Annotated in this window: 12 protein-coding genes and 1 riboswitch; of the genes, 5 read left to right on the top strand and 7 right to left on the bottom strand. The window is 38.4% G+C overall.

Annotated features, from left to right (window positions below):
- Nucleotides 1–132 precede the first annotated feature (132 nt).
- The 5 genes from HMPREF9455_RS13990 (at nucleotide 133) to HMPREF9455_RS13970 (ending at nucleotide 6,566) form a co-directional block, all read left to right on the top strand.
- A complete protein-coding gene (locus tag HMPREF9455_RS13990; protein WP_006800367.1) occupies nucleotides 133–534 on the top strand; it encodes a Fur family transcriptional regulator in 402 nt (133 codons plus the stop codon).
- A gap of 76 nt (nucleotides 535–610) precedes the next feature.
- Nucleotides 611–3,022 (top strand): TonB-dependent receptor, encoded by a 2,412-nt coding sequence (locus HMPREF9455_RS13985; RefSeq protein WP_044216360.1) that lies wholly within the window; start codon nucleotides 611–613, stop codon nucleotides 3,020–3,022.
- Between the two features lie 98 nt (nucleotides 3,023–3,120).
- On the top strand, nucleotides 3,121–3,729 hold the full coding sequence (locus tag HMPREF9455_RS13980) for a hypothetical protein (protein WP_006800365.1): 609 nt from the start codon (nucleotides 3,121–3,123) through the stop codon (nucleotides 3,727–3,729).
- A gap of 132 nt (nucleotides 3,730–3,861) precedes the next feature.
- The gene (locus HMPREF9455_RS13975) at nucleotides 3,862–5,889 is read left to right on the top strand and encodes a TonB-dependent receptor plug domain-containing protein (protein ID WP_006800364.1); all 2,028 of its coding nucleotides are present in this window, start codon (nucleotides 3,862–3,864) and stop codon (nucleotides 5,887–5,889) included.
- Nucleotides 5,890–5,930: 41 nt separating this feature from the next.
- Entirely contained in the window at nucleotides 5,931–6,566 is a 636-nt protein-coding gene (locus HMPREF9455_RS13970; protein WP_006800363.1) for a YiiX/YebB-like N1pC/P60 family cysteine hydrolase, read from the top strand.
- Between the two features lie 63 nt (nucleotides 6,567–6,629).
- Here the strand turns inward: HMPREF9455_RS13970 and HMPREF9455_RS13965 are convergent, their stop codons facing one another.
- The 7 genes from HMPREF9455_RS13965 to HMPREF9455_RS21660 form a co-directional block, all read right to left on the bottom strand.
- Entirely contained in the window at nucleotides 6,630–7,763 is a 1,134-nt protein-coding gene (locus HMPREF9455_RS13965) for an ABC transporter substrate-binding protein (RefSeq protein WP_006800362.1), read from the bottom strand.
- A gap of 3 nt (nucleotides 7,764–7,766) precedes the next feature.
- Nucleotides 7,767–9,446 carry a YncE family protein gene (locus tag HMPREF9455_RS20765; protein WP_006800361.1) on the bottom strand — a complete coding sequence of 560 codons (1,680 nt, stop codon included), beginning with the start codon at nucleotides 9,444–9,446 and terminating at the stop codon, nucleotides 7,767–7,769.
- Between the two features lie 83 nt (nucleotides 9,447–9,529).
- Nucleotides 9,530–11,521, bottom strand: a complete 1,992-nt coding sequence (locus HMPREF9455_RS13955) for a TonB-dependent receptor plug domain-containing protein (protein ID WP_006800360.1) — start codon at nucleotides 11,519–11,521, stop codon at nucleotides 9,530–9,532.
- A gap of 111 nt (nucleotides 11,522–11,632) precedes the next feature.
- Nucleotides 11,633–11,808, bottom strand: a riboswitch (cobalamin riboswitch).
- A 215-nt stretch (nucleotides 11,809–12,023) separates the two neighbouring features.
- A complete protein-coding gene (locus HMPREF9455_RS13945) occupies nucleotides 12,024–13,151 on the bottom strand; it encodes a hypothetical protein (protein WP_006800359.1) in 1,128 nt (375 codons plus the stop codon).
- A gap of 131 nt (nucleotides 13,152–13,282) precedes the next feature.
- Nucleotides 13,283–14,440 carry a hypothetical protein gene (locus HMPREF9455_RS13940; RefSeq protein ID WP_006800358.1) on the bottom strand — a complete coding sequence of 386 codons (1,158 nt, stop codon included), beginning with the start codon at nucleotides 14,438–14,440 and terminating at the stop codon, nucleotides 13,283–13,285.
- A gap of 14 nt (nucleotides 14,441–14,454) precedes the next feature.
- Complete coding sequence (locus HMPREF9455_RS13935) at nucleotides 14,455–15,666, bottom strand: hypothetical protein (protein ID WP_006800357.1); 1,212 nt, start codon at nucleotides 15,664–15,666, stop codon at nucleotides 14,455–14,457.
- On the bottom strand, nucleotides 15,663–16,140 hold a 478-nt coding region (locus HMPREF9455_RS21660), incomplete at its 5' end, for a hypothetical protein (protein WP_006800356.1). The genes HMPREF9455_RS21660 and HMPREF9455_RS13935, both read right to left, overlap by 4 nt.

The raw sequence follows: 16,140 nt of genomic DNA, 5'->3' as shown, positions 1-16,140 counted from the left end.
TTTTATCTATCTATGTGAAGTAGTTAGTGGTTCGGATTGAGATTTTTTGAATTTTTTCTATTCTTTCGAATGTTTTTAAATGAAATAGTGTTATATTTGCAACGTTGTTTCATTTGTAAAAATATTGCATATATGGATGCCGAACAAATATTAAAACTTCACAATCTGAAGAATACAGGTTGCCGTAAATTTATAATCAGTGAGTTACTTAATAATGATTCTGCTTTGTCGGAGAATGAAATTAAAAAAGCTTTACCGGATTTATTCGATAGGGTTACATTTTACCGTTCATTGAAGACACTGGAGGAGAAAAGTATTATCCATCGTATTGTCTTACACGATTCTACGGTTAAATATGCTCTTAATAATGAGGCTTTGCCCAAAGGAGAGCATGCTCACTTTCATTGTATAAAATGTGATGCGGTAACATGTCTCGAGGCAGAGGTTCAGGCACCTGTTACTATGCCAAAAGGATTTTCTGTAGATTCTGTAGGGGTCTTGCTTGAAGGCACATGTCCCGATTGTAAAAGGTAAGGCTTTAGCCGGCAATTAAATTATAAGGGAATCAAAAAAAATATTTACACAGTAATAAAAAAGTCGAATGACTCTCATGAAAAAGATTTTATTTATACTATTCTTCTCTATCGTTTATCTTCAGCTTTCAGCTCAATCAACCTGTGCAATATCAGGAAAGGTGACAAACCGAAATACAGGAAACCCTATAGAAGGAGCTGCCGTTTCGATAATAAATACGCCTGTAGGCGAGCTGACCGATAGTCTCGGTATTTTCAATTTCTGTCATTTAAGAGGTGATGAATATACCCTCCTTGTAAACTATATAGGATATAAAACAGATACGGTATATGTAGCATTGCATAATGATACACTTCTCAATATTCGCTTAAGACCTTTGGTCGTAGAATTGAGCGAAATAGAGGTATTTGCCGGGGTAAGAAGTCGAGTCATAGCCAGGCGTACAGATTACGATAAACCATCTACGTCGTTCAATAAGATGCTAAGTATTTTACCGGGTGTGACTACGATGAATATAGGCGGAGGTTTGTCAAAACCTGTGATAAGAGGGCTGAGTGGCAATAGGGTAACTGTAATAAACAGAGGTATCGGACTACAGAATCAGCAATGGGGTGCCGACCATGGCATAGATGTGAGTCAGTTGGATATGTATAATGCAACTATTTATAAGGGGCCAAGCTCATTATTGTTAGGCTCGGGTACTACAACAGCAATCGAAATCCAGCCTTATGGATTTGAGAATACTGATTTCTTCAAAGGTGAAGCTCAATTGTATGGTGCTTCAAACAATGATTTGTATGGTGCAGGGCTTACTGTCAGGTGGCAGAAAGGCAACTGGTTTTTGCAAGGTGCTTACAATTATAAAGATTATGCAGACTACAGGCTGCCCGCCGAAAAAGCGGACTATGAATCGCAGGAAATTGCTTTTCCGGACAAGCGTTTACCCAATTCTGCAGGAAAGGAATATTCTCTTTCGGGAACGGTCGGTTTCAGGAAAAAGAATGTGACCACTTATATGAATGTAAGTAACAACTACCAAAAGACCGGACTTTTTGAATTGGAGGAAGATCATTCTGATCATGATCACGAAGACGGTGACCATGACGACCACGACCACGACCATGATCACGATATAGATAATTCGCACCGGAATATAGCATTGCCATATGCTACTGCAAATCATTTTGCGGTAACGAATAACACAGAGTGGAAAACATCGGCATTCCGCTTGTCTGTAAATACAGGCTATCAATATAATCATCGGCGTGAGTACGAACATTTTCACGAGCATTATGAAGGGCAGGCCGAACCGGAGGCAGATGATGATATTGCAGTAGATTTCAAATTGAGAACATGTTCGTCCAATGCCCGTCTTTTCCTGGATGAAAAGGAGAATTGGACAAAAACAGTCGGCGCGAGCGTAGAATATCAACAAAACAGGGTAGGGGGCTTTGAGTATTTCCTGCCGCGTTACAATCAGATATCAGGCGGATTATCTTTCATAAATACATTCCGTTTTACAAATGAATGGCTGCTCTCGGCCGGAGCCAGATACGATTACGGAAACATGGACGTCACAGGATTTTATGATAATACCTTAGCTACCTACCTTGAAGAACAGGGATACGGCGAAGATATAGTGAAACAATATGCCCAACGGGCTTACGATGTAGACCGTAACTTTGGTAGCTGGTCGGCAAGTGCAGGGCTGGTATATACACCACGTTCATCAGAAGGTTTTACATATAAGGCAAATATTTCCAAAACTTTCAGGTTTCCTGCGGCGAATGAGCTTGCAGCAAATGGTGTGCACCACGCCGCATTCCGTTACGAGATAGGCAATCCTGATCTGAAAGCAGAGAATGGTTATACTTTGGATTTAGGTTTAAGCTATGATAATAAGGCGGACTTCTCCGTTGAATTTAGTCCCTTTGTAAATTATTACTCCAATTTTATCTTTTTACAGCCTGTGGAGGAAACGCCTGTATCGCTTTATGATGATAAGCCTTTTCAATATTCACAGGCAAAAGCAATATTCACAGGAGCAGAGTATAAGGTCACATGGTTATTGTTGAGGCAATTGGAATTATCGTCAGCAGGCAGTTTTGTGCTGAATAAGAATCTGGATGACCATAATCCCCTGCCTTTCACTCCGCCTTTAAGCATGACTAATGAGATAAAATACTTAAAGGATACAGGTAAAAGGAAAGGGCTGACATATTATCAATTATCGGCGTCCCATCAATGGTATGCGAAGCAAAGCCGGGTAGGTTTTGATGAAGCAAAAACAGAGGGTGCCAGTTTATTCAATGCAGGCGCGGGATTCGATTATCGTTTTACTCCTAAGTTTGCGGTCAATTTCAATTTGCAGGTACAAAATATATTCAATACCCGTTATCTCAATCATATGAGCCTTTATCGCCGGTTGAATATACCCGAGCCGGGCAGGAACATACAAGTCTTTTTACGTATTCCCTTCAATGGCTGATAATCCCGGATTGTCAATAATCTAAAAAAACGGTTGACGGTGACCTGTAACTCGTAACTTTATCGTATTTTCGTGGTTACAAATTCACTTAATATATAATGAGAAATTTTTGCTTGTTTATCGTTTCGCTTATTCTGCTGACCGGTCTGTATTTTTCATCATGTGCAAAGGTTGAAGATGATGAGACAGAACCACCTGCAATATCAGATGTACGGATTAATAAGAATGATACGCTGATGTACGGTAATCTGGTAGTCAGGATAAATGATAGCCTCAATGAGAATCCAAATAGAATGGATACGGTAATAGCCACTAAATGGATGTATATATATGCCCGATTTACGGATAAGGGGGGGAGCCTATTATCTACCTTTAAAGTGGAAATAAATCCTGAATATAAAGATAAGAGAGGACGGGAAAGTGTAAAGGACTCCATTATGCCGGTAGTCAGACTGGGACAAATGATATTTAATCAAAAAGATATAACAGTATATCGTAACAGGTTGGTTCAGATACCCGATACCATTACCCGAACCCGTAAAGATGGAGATAAGCTGGTAATGGACACGCTGGTCTTAACTCAAAAGATTTATGATCTGAAAGTGGCAGTGATAGATAAAGCTGGGAATGGAGATTCTATTATGGATTACAAAGTTGTACTGATGAACCGGAAGACATTGTATGATGTAAGAGTAGGACAGGAATAACAATATATTAAATGATTGAAAGCATGAATCTTATTCAGATTCATGCTTTTTTTATGCATTTATGCTCGGTAACTTTATCTATAATCCGTACTTTTGCGGCGACAATTTATTTTATTAACAAATTCTAAAAAAATGAATCGAAAACATTTTAAGGAAAGACCGGTCTACCGTTTCAAACGCTTTGTCCGGAAGGCCTACAGTGCATTTAATAGTATGCACCGGATTGTAAACATCGGAGTGGTGAGAGGCTGTGCTATTTCATTCCTCACTGTATCTACAATTACCGCGCAAACTACCTCTGATGGTGAGCAGCAGCAAAAAGTATTGGAAAAGGAACTCGATGAAGTAATGGTCACGGCATCCCGGGTAGAGACTCCAGTCAACCAGACTGCTAAACTTGTTACAGTAATCACAAAAGAGCAAATTGAGCAGTCACCCGTCCGAAGTATTCAGGATCTGTTAGTTTACGCCGCTAACATAGACGTAATTCAAAGAGGCGGGCACGGTGTACAAGCCGATATTTCGATCCGTGGCGGATCATTTGACCAAAATGCAGTACTCCTCAATGGAGTAAACCTTTCAAACGCCCAGACAGGGCACTACAGTTTCGATATTCCCATCAACCTCTCCGACATTGAACGTATTGAGATCATTCATGGTCCATCGGCTCTCATTTACGGTTCAAGTGCCTTCTCAGGAGGAATCAACATCATTACCAAAAAGAATGCAGATTATAAAGCTTATGCCGGTGTGGAATCGGGTATGCACAAACTTCGGGGAATGGAAGTGCGTGGTACGGCAAAAACGGGGATGGCAACCAATAGCCTGTCGGTAGGTTATAATTCTTCGGACGGCTATATTACGAATAGTGATTATGATATATACAATGTATTGTGGCAAACACGCTTCAGACTGAAAAATGAATCTAAACTGGATCTGCAGCTGGGTTATAATGATAAAAAGTATGGGGCCAATACATTCTATTCTCCTAAGTTTCCAAATCAGTACGAACGCACCAGTACATATATGGGCTCGTTGAAAGGAGAGTTCGGTTCCAAGTTAAAAATAGTTCCTATAATTTATTGGAACAGGCATCACGACCAATTCGATCTGGTGAAAGATACAGATTACGGGCGGAATTATCACCGCAGCGATACTTACGGGGCTAACCTTATCTTCTCATACAAGTCGAAGTTTGGGAATACCAGCCTTGGGGGTGAAATACGCAGGGAAGATATTATGAGTACTAAGCTAGGGACACTTATGGTTGAGCCACACCGCAAGTATACGAAATATGATGACCGGACTAATACCAGTGTATCACTGGAACACACATATAGTATAGAACGGTTTGTGTTATCTGCCGGGGCACTGATGAATCATAATACATTACGAGACAATCAATATAAGTTCTATCCATCGGTGAGCGTTACTTATCGTCCTTCGGATAAGATAAATGTATCGTCGTCGTGGAGTAAGTCAACACGTATGCCCACATTTACAGATCTATATTATGAAACCGAGACACATGATGTAAGTAACGACCTGAGACCTGAAAAATCTGAATCATTGGAGCTTGGCGTGAAGTATAATGAATCTTTCTTTAGCGTTTATGTCACAGGATTTCTTTTGTGGGGACGTGATGTTATAGACTGGGTGAAGGAGAAGCCAACAGACGAAAAATGGACTTCCTGGAATTTGAGTAAGATAGATACTAAAGGTGTGGAAATGGGAGCTAAATTCCGTATCGGAGATATACTTCCCGCATTGGGAGAAGAATCGTCCCTTGCTTTGGATTACACCCGTATGCATCAGGATGGAGACACGAAAGGCCTCATATCCATCTATTCGCTGAACTATTTGCGGGATAAGTTTACGGCAAAATTCAATCATCAGATATATAAAGGGCTTTCGGCCGGCTGGTATTTTCGCTTCCAAAAGCGGATGGGCACTTACGAAAAATATGAAAATTTGGTAAAAGTGGGTGATGAGCATTATCCTGCATTTTCAACTCTTGACCTAAAATTGAACTATGAATACAAAGATGTGGTATTCAATCTGAATTTGAATAATCTCTATGATACGCATTACTTCGATAGGGGAAATATACCTCAGGCAGGTTTCTGGCTAATGGGAGGTATCAGTTATACTTTCAGATAGTAATGCCAAAGAATAGTTAGAACTTTCTTCTATATAATTATATGAAAGCAATATTATTAATGGTTCTCTTTTTATCAGGCATGACCCTGTGTGCCGAAGATTTCAAGCTCCAGAGTGGAGACCTGATTTTTCAGGAAGATTGCGCAAGTGGGACTGACAGTACGATTAAAGCTGTAACTGCCAGTATTGGAGATTATCAGTTTACGCATGTAGGTATTGTCTATATCGATGATAATGATAGTATTTATGTGCTGGAGGCGACCCGTCCTAAGGTAGCTAAGACACCTCTGAATGATTATCTGTATCCTAAGGGAAAAGGCTGTTATCCCAAATCGGTCGTGGGGCGGCTGAAAGAAGAATACAGGCACAGTATTCCTGATGCATTAAGTGAAGGGTTAGCCCTTATAGGCAAAGATTATGATGATGGATTTATCCTGGGTAATGATAAGTATTATTGTTCGGAGCTTATTTATGAAATTCTGCTCAGGGCAAATCACGGTATTCCTGTATTCCCATTGAATACGATGACTTTCAAATCTGCTGATACCGAAGAGGTGACGGACGGCTGGAAGGAGTATTTCGGGAAGTACAACTTATCAATTCCCGAGGGTGAACCGGGTATTAATCCGGGGGCTATGTCAAGCTCATATGTGATCGATATCGTTCATTATTATTGATACATAAAGAAAAAGACTGTGGCAGAATTTCTGACCACAGTCTTTTTACAAACCTATATACATTTACTCTCCGATTTTCTTATAATATTTCGGCGTATATCCGGCGAAGAGTTCCGGATGGAATATATACGCCATATCTTTTAATATATAATCCGGATGGATAGGTAAATCTTCATAATAACTTGAATATGCCGTATTGCATCCGTATATATTTTTTCCTTTGAATGCCTTGAAATGGGAATAAGGTTTATATTCTTTTTCCAGGCTTTGATATGTCATATCTTTAGGCCAGTTATATTTGATTATCCAGAAATCTGCTTCACCCGCCTTGTCTAACACCGATTCGAATGCCAAAGGCATGTAAGTTGTCGAGTTATCATCAGACCAGCAATACGATGCCCCCGAATCGGATAACATATTTGCCATAAAACTTTTTCCTCCGGGCATGTTCCATTTGTTCTGATAACGCATATCCGTAAATACGGAAGGTCGGTTTGCCGTTCCGGCCACAGCGTCTTTAACGGCATTATAATTCTTTTCGGTAATGGCGAACAGCGAATCAGCCAATTGCTCCTTCCCGATAAATAAAGAATAGTAGCGTATCCATTCGGCACGTCCAAGCGGATGCGATTCGGTATAATCGGTCGTTTCCAAAATGGGAATTCCTGCTTTTTCTATGCTACCGTATGTCCAGCCTTGTATGGGAGTGGCAAAGATAGCATCAGGGCTGAGCATGATCAATCTTTCGGTATCGGGTTTGCTGGCCATCCCCAAATCTACTATTGCCCCCCTCTTTACACCGTCCTGTATATTGGATAGCTTTATATACTGAGGTTCACATACACCTTTTATCAGGTTCACTGCATCCAGTTCGTTCAGCGTAGAGCAATGGATGGTGGAATATGTTGCCACAGTTTCCAAAGGTATTCTTACAATTGTGCCTTTAGGAAGATTTGCGGGTAAATCTTTATTCTTTGCCACCAGCACATATGTTTGCAGCATGCGCGTGGTATCCCAGGGATCACGCACCGACACGGTAGTATATTCATCATACTTTTTTACCTGAAAGCCTTTGGCATAATAGACAGTGTATCCCGTTTGCGGCTTAATATTATCCTGTCCGGCAGGCTTGGGTTTATTGCAGCCCGCCAGAATGAGGATAATAGAAAAGAGTAGTGTGATATTTAAGAGTTTCATATATTATCTGATTATCCAGCTTGCAAAATATGCACCTGCCGGATTAAGACCTCCGGTATCTAATTTTTTAACTAATTTACCATCAGTGGTGAAGATGTACATGTCTCCATTATTGGTATAGTCCGATGTACCGATATATATATAGTTATTAACAGGGTCGGTGTTGATAGAAAACGGCTTATTTACTGGTGTTCCGTCTGTTATGAATTTATCTGTCAGCATCTTCTCTGTCTTGGCATCAAAAACATGGTAGCTCACTACCTGATTCCAATTGGCATCGTATTGCGAATAAATGATATATAACTTATCGTTATTCATACTCATCCATGTTGCATTACCAACACTGGTTACTTTATGCGTGGTTGCATCAATTCTTTGCAGAGTATTAGGTACATTACTATAATTTCCGTTCGAAATTACATATATATCTCCTTCGCTATCAACCGCCATTTTATCAGGATTAATAACTACAGGAATTTGGTCAGTCTCTCTGAATGTAGCAACATCTACAACCGAAACTGTTTTGTCGTACCCTAAAGGAGTATTATAATCCAAGCCTCCTGAATTGGCGACATATAGTTTATTATTTGCCGCACGTACATATTCGGGATTACGTCCTACAGCTACTTGGCTTTCAATTTCCAGTTTAGTGGTGTCTATTTTTGCAAGATAACCATCATAGAGAGTCGCATATACTTTCCCTTCATATGAGGTTAGTCCGCGAGGTTGCTGCTTTTTGTCTCCTTTTACAGATTCGATAGCCGCCAGTTTCTTTCCTTGCTTATCTGTTACGTAGATAACTCCGGAGCCATAAACGGCGATATACATTTTAGATCCGTATACTACCATATCCTGGCCTGTATCTCCCAGACTTGTTCCGTTTGCGCTTTCGAATACTTTAGTTTTAAATTCTGTTGTAAGGAAATTGTAGAATGAGATGTTTGAGTTGTTATTTCCCATCTTTCCGCTGTTTAGAATATATACTCCCGAAACTTCATAAGCATCTTTTACTTCAATTTTGGCAAAGTCTTCAACTTCTGTATTTGCTGCATCAGTAGCAACGACTATGAAGTATTTGCTCAAATCACGGCTTGCTATAGTATATTCTTCAATATCCGGATTTACTTCAGCCAGTTTATCTTTTTTGATAGTGCCATCTTCGGAGGTATAGATTATCAGTTTTGAAAGATTAATGTGTCCGGAAGCCTTGGTCCATGATAACTTTCCTGCTATTTTGTCTTTTGTATAATCTGTATCCTCAAATGTCAGATCAGTGACAACGTTATTACCGGTTTCGTCCTTTATTTCTACCTTGGCAAAGGTAGATCCTTCTACATCTTTTTTGTTTTTAGGGACGAGCAGGAGATATTTAGTATAGTTTCTTGCTTCTATAGTATATTTCTCTTTATCAATCGATACTTCATCTATTCTTGCTTCTTTTGTAGTGCCGTCATTTGAGGCATAAATAACAATGGACGAAAGTTCAGATGTATTGATTGGCTTTTTCCATGTTAAATCACCACTAATTTCGCCACCTTTCAAATTTACGTCCAGAAAAGCTATATCCGTAGGGAGAGTTTCAACAGAATTAAAAAAATCATTGTCATCATCACTACATGATATAAAAGAAAAAGTTAGTAGCGAGATTAAACAGAGAACATTGAATAATTTATTCATTTTCATAATAGATAATATTTTATTAAGTAAAAGAATGTATTTAATAATATGTTATTACAACTTAACAGTATGCTACTGTTCTATATAATTTAAAAACGATAGTTAGCTGATAAAGTGAATGAACGTCCCGGCATAGGGTAATACTTAATGATCTGATAGTTTTTATTAGATAAATTAATCAGATTGAGCTGCACCCGTAATCTACTTTTATTTATATCAAAAGACTTATTTAAAGAAATACTATGATCTGTATATGATTCTATCTCATTATCAGGTATATTCTGATCCAATGCATATCTCTTGCCCGATACGATTAAAGTATAAGCTATATTTATCCATGGGTTCTCCAGGCTTATAGCACCTGAACCATAGTGTCGCGGAGTATACGGTATCTGGTCTCTATAATTTTTACTTTCTTGGTCAGTAATGTCGATAACTTTCTGGTAGCTGTAATTTCCGGTTAATTCGATAGATAACTTTCTGCAAAGCTCACTATGCAGGCGTGTATTAATATCTAATCCGGTCATGTCTACTTTTCCATAATTACGCATTTTGAAAATATTCATAGTCGGGAAGGGTACAATCTTATCGTCTACCTTGTTTTTATATCCATCAGCAGATATACTTATAAGATCAACTTTGTTTGATATTTTCCCAACCCATGTCAATCCGGCATTGTATTGAGTAGCATATTCTGGTTTTAGGTTGATATTTCCCATTCTGATATAATACATATCGTCGAATGTAGGCACTCTGAATATTTTTTTATAAGATGCACGTAATCTTATGTTTGTCTTTAAGAAAGGTAAATAAGAGAGGCTGATAGATGGAGTTATTTTCTTCTTATTATCAGGGACGTCTCCTGATTTGGCATTCTCTTTTACATATGTAGCCAACAGGCTACCGGTAATAGTGATATGTTTATTATTATATTGTGCGGCTAATGCGGTTAGGGATGAATTTCGGGAGGGACTGTCTATATCAGTAAAATTACTGTTAAGACGGTTTTGAAATACATCTTCGAAAAGGCTTATGGAGATATCCTCTATTGGCTTATATAAAATCCCTGCAGAGGCATAATATTCAAACTGGGTAATGCGGTCTTCTTGTTTGCTGCCTGATATATTGTTATTTAGAGCAAAATATTTGTAATATGTACGGCTAAATCTGACCTGTGCCTTTAGTTCCATCTTATGCGAAAGCGTATTCTTGTAATAGGCCTGGGCAAAAAGATCCTTATTCCATACTCGTTCATCATTATCGTCTTTGTAAAAAATTACCGATCCTGGCAGGCCTCTTTCCGAATCCAGATAATTCACCTTGAAATTTAAATTTCCACCTTTACCCAAATTGCCATATAAATTAAGCTCCGTACGCCAGATACTTACGTCAGAATTTCTTCTTTTTCGTTCCTCGGTCTGTTCTGCATTTTTATATGTGAATTTATATCTGCCGTCTGCCCGTTCCCATCCGCTGTTAACGGAAATAGAAAATTGTTCGTTAATTTTATGGGCATAGTAAACCATTGGATTTAATAGTCCGAATGATCCCGTTTTGACCCCTGTGTTTAATGTATTCCGCTTAGTGTCGAAAGTAGGTTGTAATGTTGTTATCTGGAGTACTCCGGCGGAAGCATAAGACCTTGCGGATTGAAAAATATCATCGGATTGTCCTATCGATAAAGAAATCATAGAGACATTATCCAGAGAAAAACGGCTTATGTCTATTTGTCCGGATTGTACATTACTCATTGTTATTCCATCATAACTTACTGCTGTATGCTGTGCCCCCATACCTCTGATAGATACCGTTTTCATGCCACCTATACCTCCATAATCTTTTATGCTGACGCCCGAGAATCTGCGTACAGCATCCGATACGGATAGTATGCCGATCCGTTCCATTTCGGCGTTGTCTATCACTTGCAGCGGTGTGGTTGAACGGGCAGCCGATGGCTTTATATGTGCAGATACTTCTACCTCCGATAGTTTTTGTGTCTTGATACTATCATTTGTTTGGGCCAGTAAGGATGTACAAGCGAAAGAACAAAAAAATAAAAAGGCAGAAAATAAAATTCTCATCTATGCAAAATATATCTTTTAGTATAATTGCAGCATCCGATAAGAACAAAGAAAAAGAAGGGTAATTGAATTCTTTTACGCATGTTTCTTAAGCCTTATTCCTCGAAAGCTGTCGAAAATATTTACTTTGCAGGTCTTCTGACTTACTCTTGCTTATATCACCTTCCCATTTTGCAACAGTGGTATTTTGATACAAACATTCCCAGAGCTTACAGCAGCGGGTCTGTTCAGGATTTGCACCTGATTCCCTTTTCATCCTTAATGGAACAAAGTAGTGCAAAGATACACAATATTATAGAAGATTTACTTTTTTGCGATAATTATTTGTGAGGAGTATTATAGAGCTTATCAGGAATAAGAGAGAATGTGATATAGAGGAAGAACTCATAAAAATCTCAAACATAAGAAAGGCAACCTCTCTTATATTTGAGATGGAAGATTGTTTTGAAAAAGCAAAACTAAAATTGAAATGTTTTTTTATCTATATTTCAACTTCTGTTTATTAGTCGGTCGGAATATCAATTCGCAGTGCATAAAAATAAGAATTACCTATCCATGTTTCGGATACAGTAGCCGAATTGCCTGCGTTACTGGTGCCAGCCTGTATAATATATTGAGTTTTCTCCTTTATGTTTACATAATGTAATATAAATGGAGTGGCATATGACTTTATACCCGTTCCGGCAGTCTTCTTCTCTGGATTGGCTCCGGCTCTGGATATGGTGGTGTAACTGCTTTGACTCGGTGTTTTTGAAGATAATAATATCCAATGATACATTCCTGTAAGTGAGGCATTCATGTTCGAATTGAATTTAGCAAATATCAGCCATTGTCCGGCAGGCAATTCAAGCATACCGTCAGATACCTGTACTGTGCTACTGGCAAAACCTTTGTTGTTGTTAATTGAAGTTGACTTTACAGTCCCTAAAGGCCTTAATGCTCCCCAGTATGCATCACCTTTATTATTGGCTGTAAGCAGATGTCCTTGATCCTGGGTGCCATCTGTATACTGGAACGTTCCGGTCATTCTGGTTCTTCCGCTTTCATTCATACTGAATGTATTGTTATTAATAGATAAGATGGCCGGTCGCATATCTACATACTTTCCTTTTATACTTATAACCGTATCGTTAACCATAAATTCCCGGGCGACGCGTATGTCCACAATCTTATTGTTTACTACAACCATTGTATCATTGATAATAAATTTTGCAGCAGGATTATGCTGTATCTTCAATTCGTTGTTATTCAGTTGTACAGTTGTGTTATCATCGAGCTTACCTCCTAGCCATAGCTCTTTGCCATTGGTATCTGTTAAGCCGTTTGCCCCTGATATCTTATTTGACAAAGCTACCCATTTGTTACCGTCCCAGAATTCGATAATATTATTCGTTGAATTATAGATAACCAGCCCCGCAGACTCAGGATTACTCGTTAATGAGTGTGTTGTTATCATATTATTTTTATTGGTATCTGGTATTCTCGGTAGACGTATACCTCCTTTTTTACTTTCTACTTCTACAATACAGAATTTCTCGGGTTCTTTATCCGTCCCTATAACTATTTGTCCTTTGGTAGAACCTATGGCTAATATTGTAAAAATGGGAATAAGGATATATCTATGTTTCATAATGTAAATAGTTTTGTGTTTGTAAATTATATCAAAATACTATGGCTTATTTTTCAAAGATCATATATATTCATTTTATATATGTATATCTTCTTTAAAAGATTTTATTTTCTATTATATATAATAAGGTGTTATTCGTCTTCATTATAATCTTCTATCATAATAGCAAAAAAATAAGGTTCTCCGAACTCTACCTTGGCTGCTCCGGTACCATCTTCTTCTACCAGCCATGTCTGATTGTTGGATGAACTGGCTACAACACAGATTTTTGTATTAGCAGATACATCGATCAGATAAGTTAGTTCAGGTGACGATGTTGACGTTGCGTCTTCTACATCGGCGCCGATAGTTGCTGTCGGCACTGTTTGGCCCGGAATAAATATATGGGACCAGGTAAACATCTTCTGAGATGCATAGTTCGTCTTTGTTGCAAATTTAGAGAATATAAGCCATTTTCCCGGAGTGAGTGTCAGTGTGTCGGAAATGCATGGGCCACTTATATTTTGACTTGTATTTTGGACCCAGACAGTGCTTGTACCTGTTCCCGCCTTTTTAATTTTGCCTTTAAGATAAGTTTTACCCAATATCAGATCCGGTTTTAGCTTACCCCAAAAAGCAACACCGGATGCTTTGGAAATAAGTACCTTTCCGTTGATGTCGCTTTTGTTGTTATCATAATATAGCTGGCCATGTATATTTACACTGTCGTTTCGGACAAGCATACTATCATTTTTTACTTTTACTTTCAATTGATTTTCTATCGATACTTTGCTGCCTGTCTCCTTGACCTTTAGAGCTGATTTGTTTATTGTATATGAAGATGGTTTGGACCCGACAATCCTACCATTTACAACAAAAACCGTATCATTTACGGAGAATCCTCCGGGGTTACCCGCGCCGGTAGCAAATTCCAGATTTTTCCTGTTCAGATTTACCATCGTGGCTTTCTCTAGGTTTCCGCCGAGTTTCACAATGTCTCCATCTTTATGAATTCCATTATATACTCGTATCGTATCTCCCAGCATCGACCATTTTAGGCCATCCCAATATTCAATGGCTTTGCTTGTCTCATTATATATTATCAGGCCGGCGCTAGTTCCATCTATAACAAGAGCGTCTCTCTGCCCTACCGATAATTGGGGTAAGCGCAGACCTCCATTGCTGCTGTTAAGTTGAAGAGATGAGAAATCTTCAGGCTTTGCTGTTGAACCAACGGTAACTTGTCCCTGGCATGTTATTGTTACAAAAAAGAGTGATAGTAAAAAAGATGTGTATATCTGTAGTTTCATAATGATAGTTTGTTTTAATCATTTAATCTTATTGCATAAAAGTACTGATCGCCTAACATTGAATGGGTTGAGTGCCATGTGTCAGGTTTCTTTGTTTTAAAATCTATACGATAAGAAGCCGCATTTGCCGCATCCAGAAAATAAACCATTTGAGGTACACTGTATGACCCGTAGTTTTCATTGCCGCCAGTAGTCTTTCGTTCCGGCAAGGTCATAGAAGAGTACAAAACTACATCTCCACCGGAATCTTCTCGGACCAAACGAAGAAAACTCATATAATTTGCGTTATCACCACTACTAGCATCCGTCCTCCTGTTGGAATATGCTGCAAAACGACCGAATATAAGCCATTTTCCTGCAGGTAAAATTTGGTTGTCGGTAATCTCAGTCCATGTGTCAACTGTAAACTTTGTGCCGGATGGGCCATTCGGGCTTCCGGATACCCTGTTTATAGTAAAAGGTTTATTTAAAACGGATGGCTCCATCTGCTCCCAATTGGCTTTCCCTGTATTATCTTTCGCCCTCAGTATTATATCTTTTCCGGCTATGGCTAAGTTTTCGTTACCGTCTTTATATTGTAAGTGCCCGTTTATTTTTGTTTGATCGTTTATTATATTCAATACACTGTTGTTTACATATAGTCCCGATTTCCCCGTATTTATGGATATTTCATTTCTGTTATCTACCGTTAATACGGTATCTATATAGAATCTGTCGATGTTGTTAGCTTTTACACTTAGGCTATCTACAAAAAAAGCATCTGTGTTTATAGATAACGCTCCTTTTTCGGTTTTGAATGTCAGAGTGTGGCTTTGTTGGTTGATAAGGGTTTCTTCGATAAGAGTTCCGCCCAATCGGGCTTTTTGGGGATTGGCCGTATCTAAAAGATTTAATCCATTGGAAAATGAGAAAGAACCGGATAGTATACGCCATTCATTTCCATCCCAGAACTCGATCCTGTTATATGTGATGTTGTATATGGTAAGCCCTTTAGCTGCATCTTTCTTTTGAGAAGAAATGCTTATTGTTGTATTCGTTAAGTCGTCCCGTTCTGTTTGGGTTAGTCGTGATAGACGTAGTCCTTTGTCATCGTTGCCATCTATTCTCAATATTTCATATGGTTCAGGATATGTATTTGAACCAATTGTAACCTGAGCATGTGATTTTACACATAGAAGAGCAGAGGTGCATAGTAATATTAGTTTTGTTGTAAAATTTGTTTTCATCTGTCGTTTCTATTATTTGAAATTGTTGTTTCATCGATATTTGTGTGATAATATTGTTTTGAGTATGTAATGTGTGTTAAAAATCCGATGTACGATCTTGATAAAGCGATAAGGGGTATATAAATTACTTTCCCAAGCGATTTAATATAGGTTGAAGACAATAAGAATAAAGACAAAGACTTATCGAAGATTTTTCTTGAAAATCTATCTTGATCTTTGACCATGCATCGGATTTTAAATATATTGATGGTTACAGGTTGGCTGGTTCTCCTTTTTGCGACTAAAAAAGAAAATTTAGAAGTAAAATAAAATATAAAATGTTTGTTTTTATATGAGAAATAAGTTAGAATATGCGTATACATACACATGCTGGTGTTGTACGCGCATGATAATACCGCTTGCTTAAAATGGGAAACAAGAAATGTGAGTTTTTCTGTATTAAGGGTTAAGCCGGAAAGCTCTCTCTCTCTCTCT

This window comes from Dysgonomonas gadei ATCC BAA-286, from assembly GCF_000213555.1.
Taxonomy (GTDB): domain Bacteria; phylum Bacteroidota; class Bacteroidia; order Bacteroidales; family Dysgonomonadaceae; genus Dysgonomonas; species Dysgonomonas gadei.
The sequence above is the reverse complement of the archived record's forward strand: the minus strand, read 5'-3'. Positions and strand labels throughout refer to the sequence as shown.

Coding starts and splice junctions, on each gene's coding strand:
- HMPREF9455_RS13990 (WP_006800367.1), top strand. CDS start 133: ATGGATGCCGAACAAATATTAAAACTTCACAATCTGAAGAATACAGGT.
- HMPREF9455_RS13985 (WP_044216360.1), top strand. CDS start 611: ATGAAAAAGATTTTATTTATACTATTCTTCTCTATCGTTTATCTTCAG.
- HMPREF9455_RS13980 (WP_006800365.1), top strand. CDS start 3,121: ATGAGAAATTTTTGCTTGTTTATCGTTTCGCTTATTCTGCTGACCGGT.
- HMPREF9455_RS13975 (WP_006800364.1), top strand. CDS start 3,862: ATGAATCGAAAACATTTTAAGGAAAGACCGGTCTACCGTTTCAAACGC.
- HMPREF9455_RS13970 (WP_006800363.1), top strand. CDS start 5,931: ATGAAAGCAATATTATTAATGGTTCTCTTTTTATCAGGCATGACCCTG.
- HMPREF9455_RS13965 (WP_006800362.1), bottom strand. CDS start 7,763: ATGAAACTCTTAAATATCACACTACTCTTTTCTATTATCCTCATTCTG.
- HMPREF9455_RS20765 (WP_006800361.1), bottom strand. CDS start 9,446: ATGAAAATGAATAAATTATTCAATGTTCTCTGTTTAATCTCGCTACTA.
- HMPREF9455_RS13955 (WP_006800360.1), bottom strand. CDS start 11,521: ATGAGAATTTTATTTTCTGCCTTTTTATTTTTTTGTTCTTTCGCTTGT.
- HMPREF9455_RS13945 (WP_006800359.1), bottom strand. CDS start 13,151: ATGAAACATAGATATATCCTTATTCCCATTTTTACAATATTAGCCATA.
- HMPREF9455_RS13940 (WP_006800358.1), bottom strand. CDS start 14,440: ATGAAACTACAGATATACACATCTTTTTTACTATCACTCTTTTTTGTA.
- HMPREF9455_RS13935 (WP_006800357.1), bottom strand. CDS start 15,666: ATGAAAACAAATTTTACAACAAAACTAATATTACTATGCACCTCTGCT.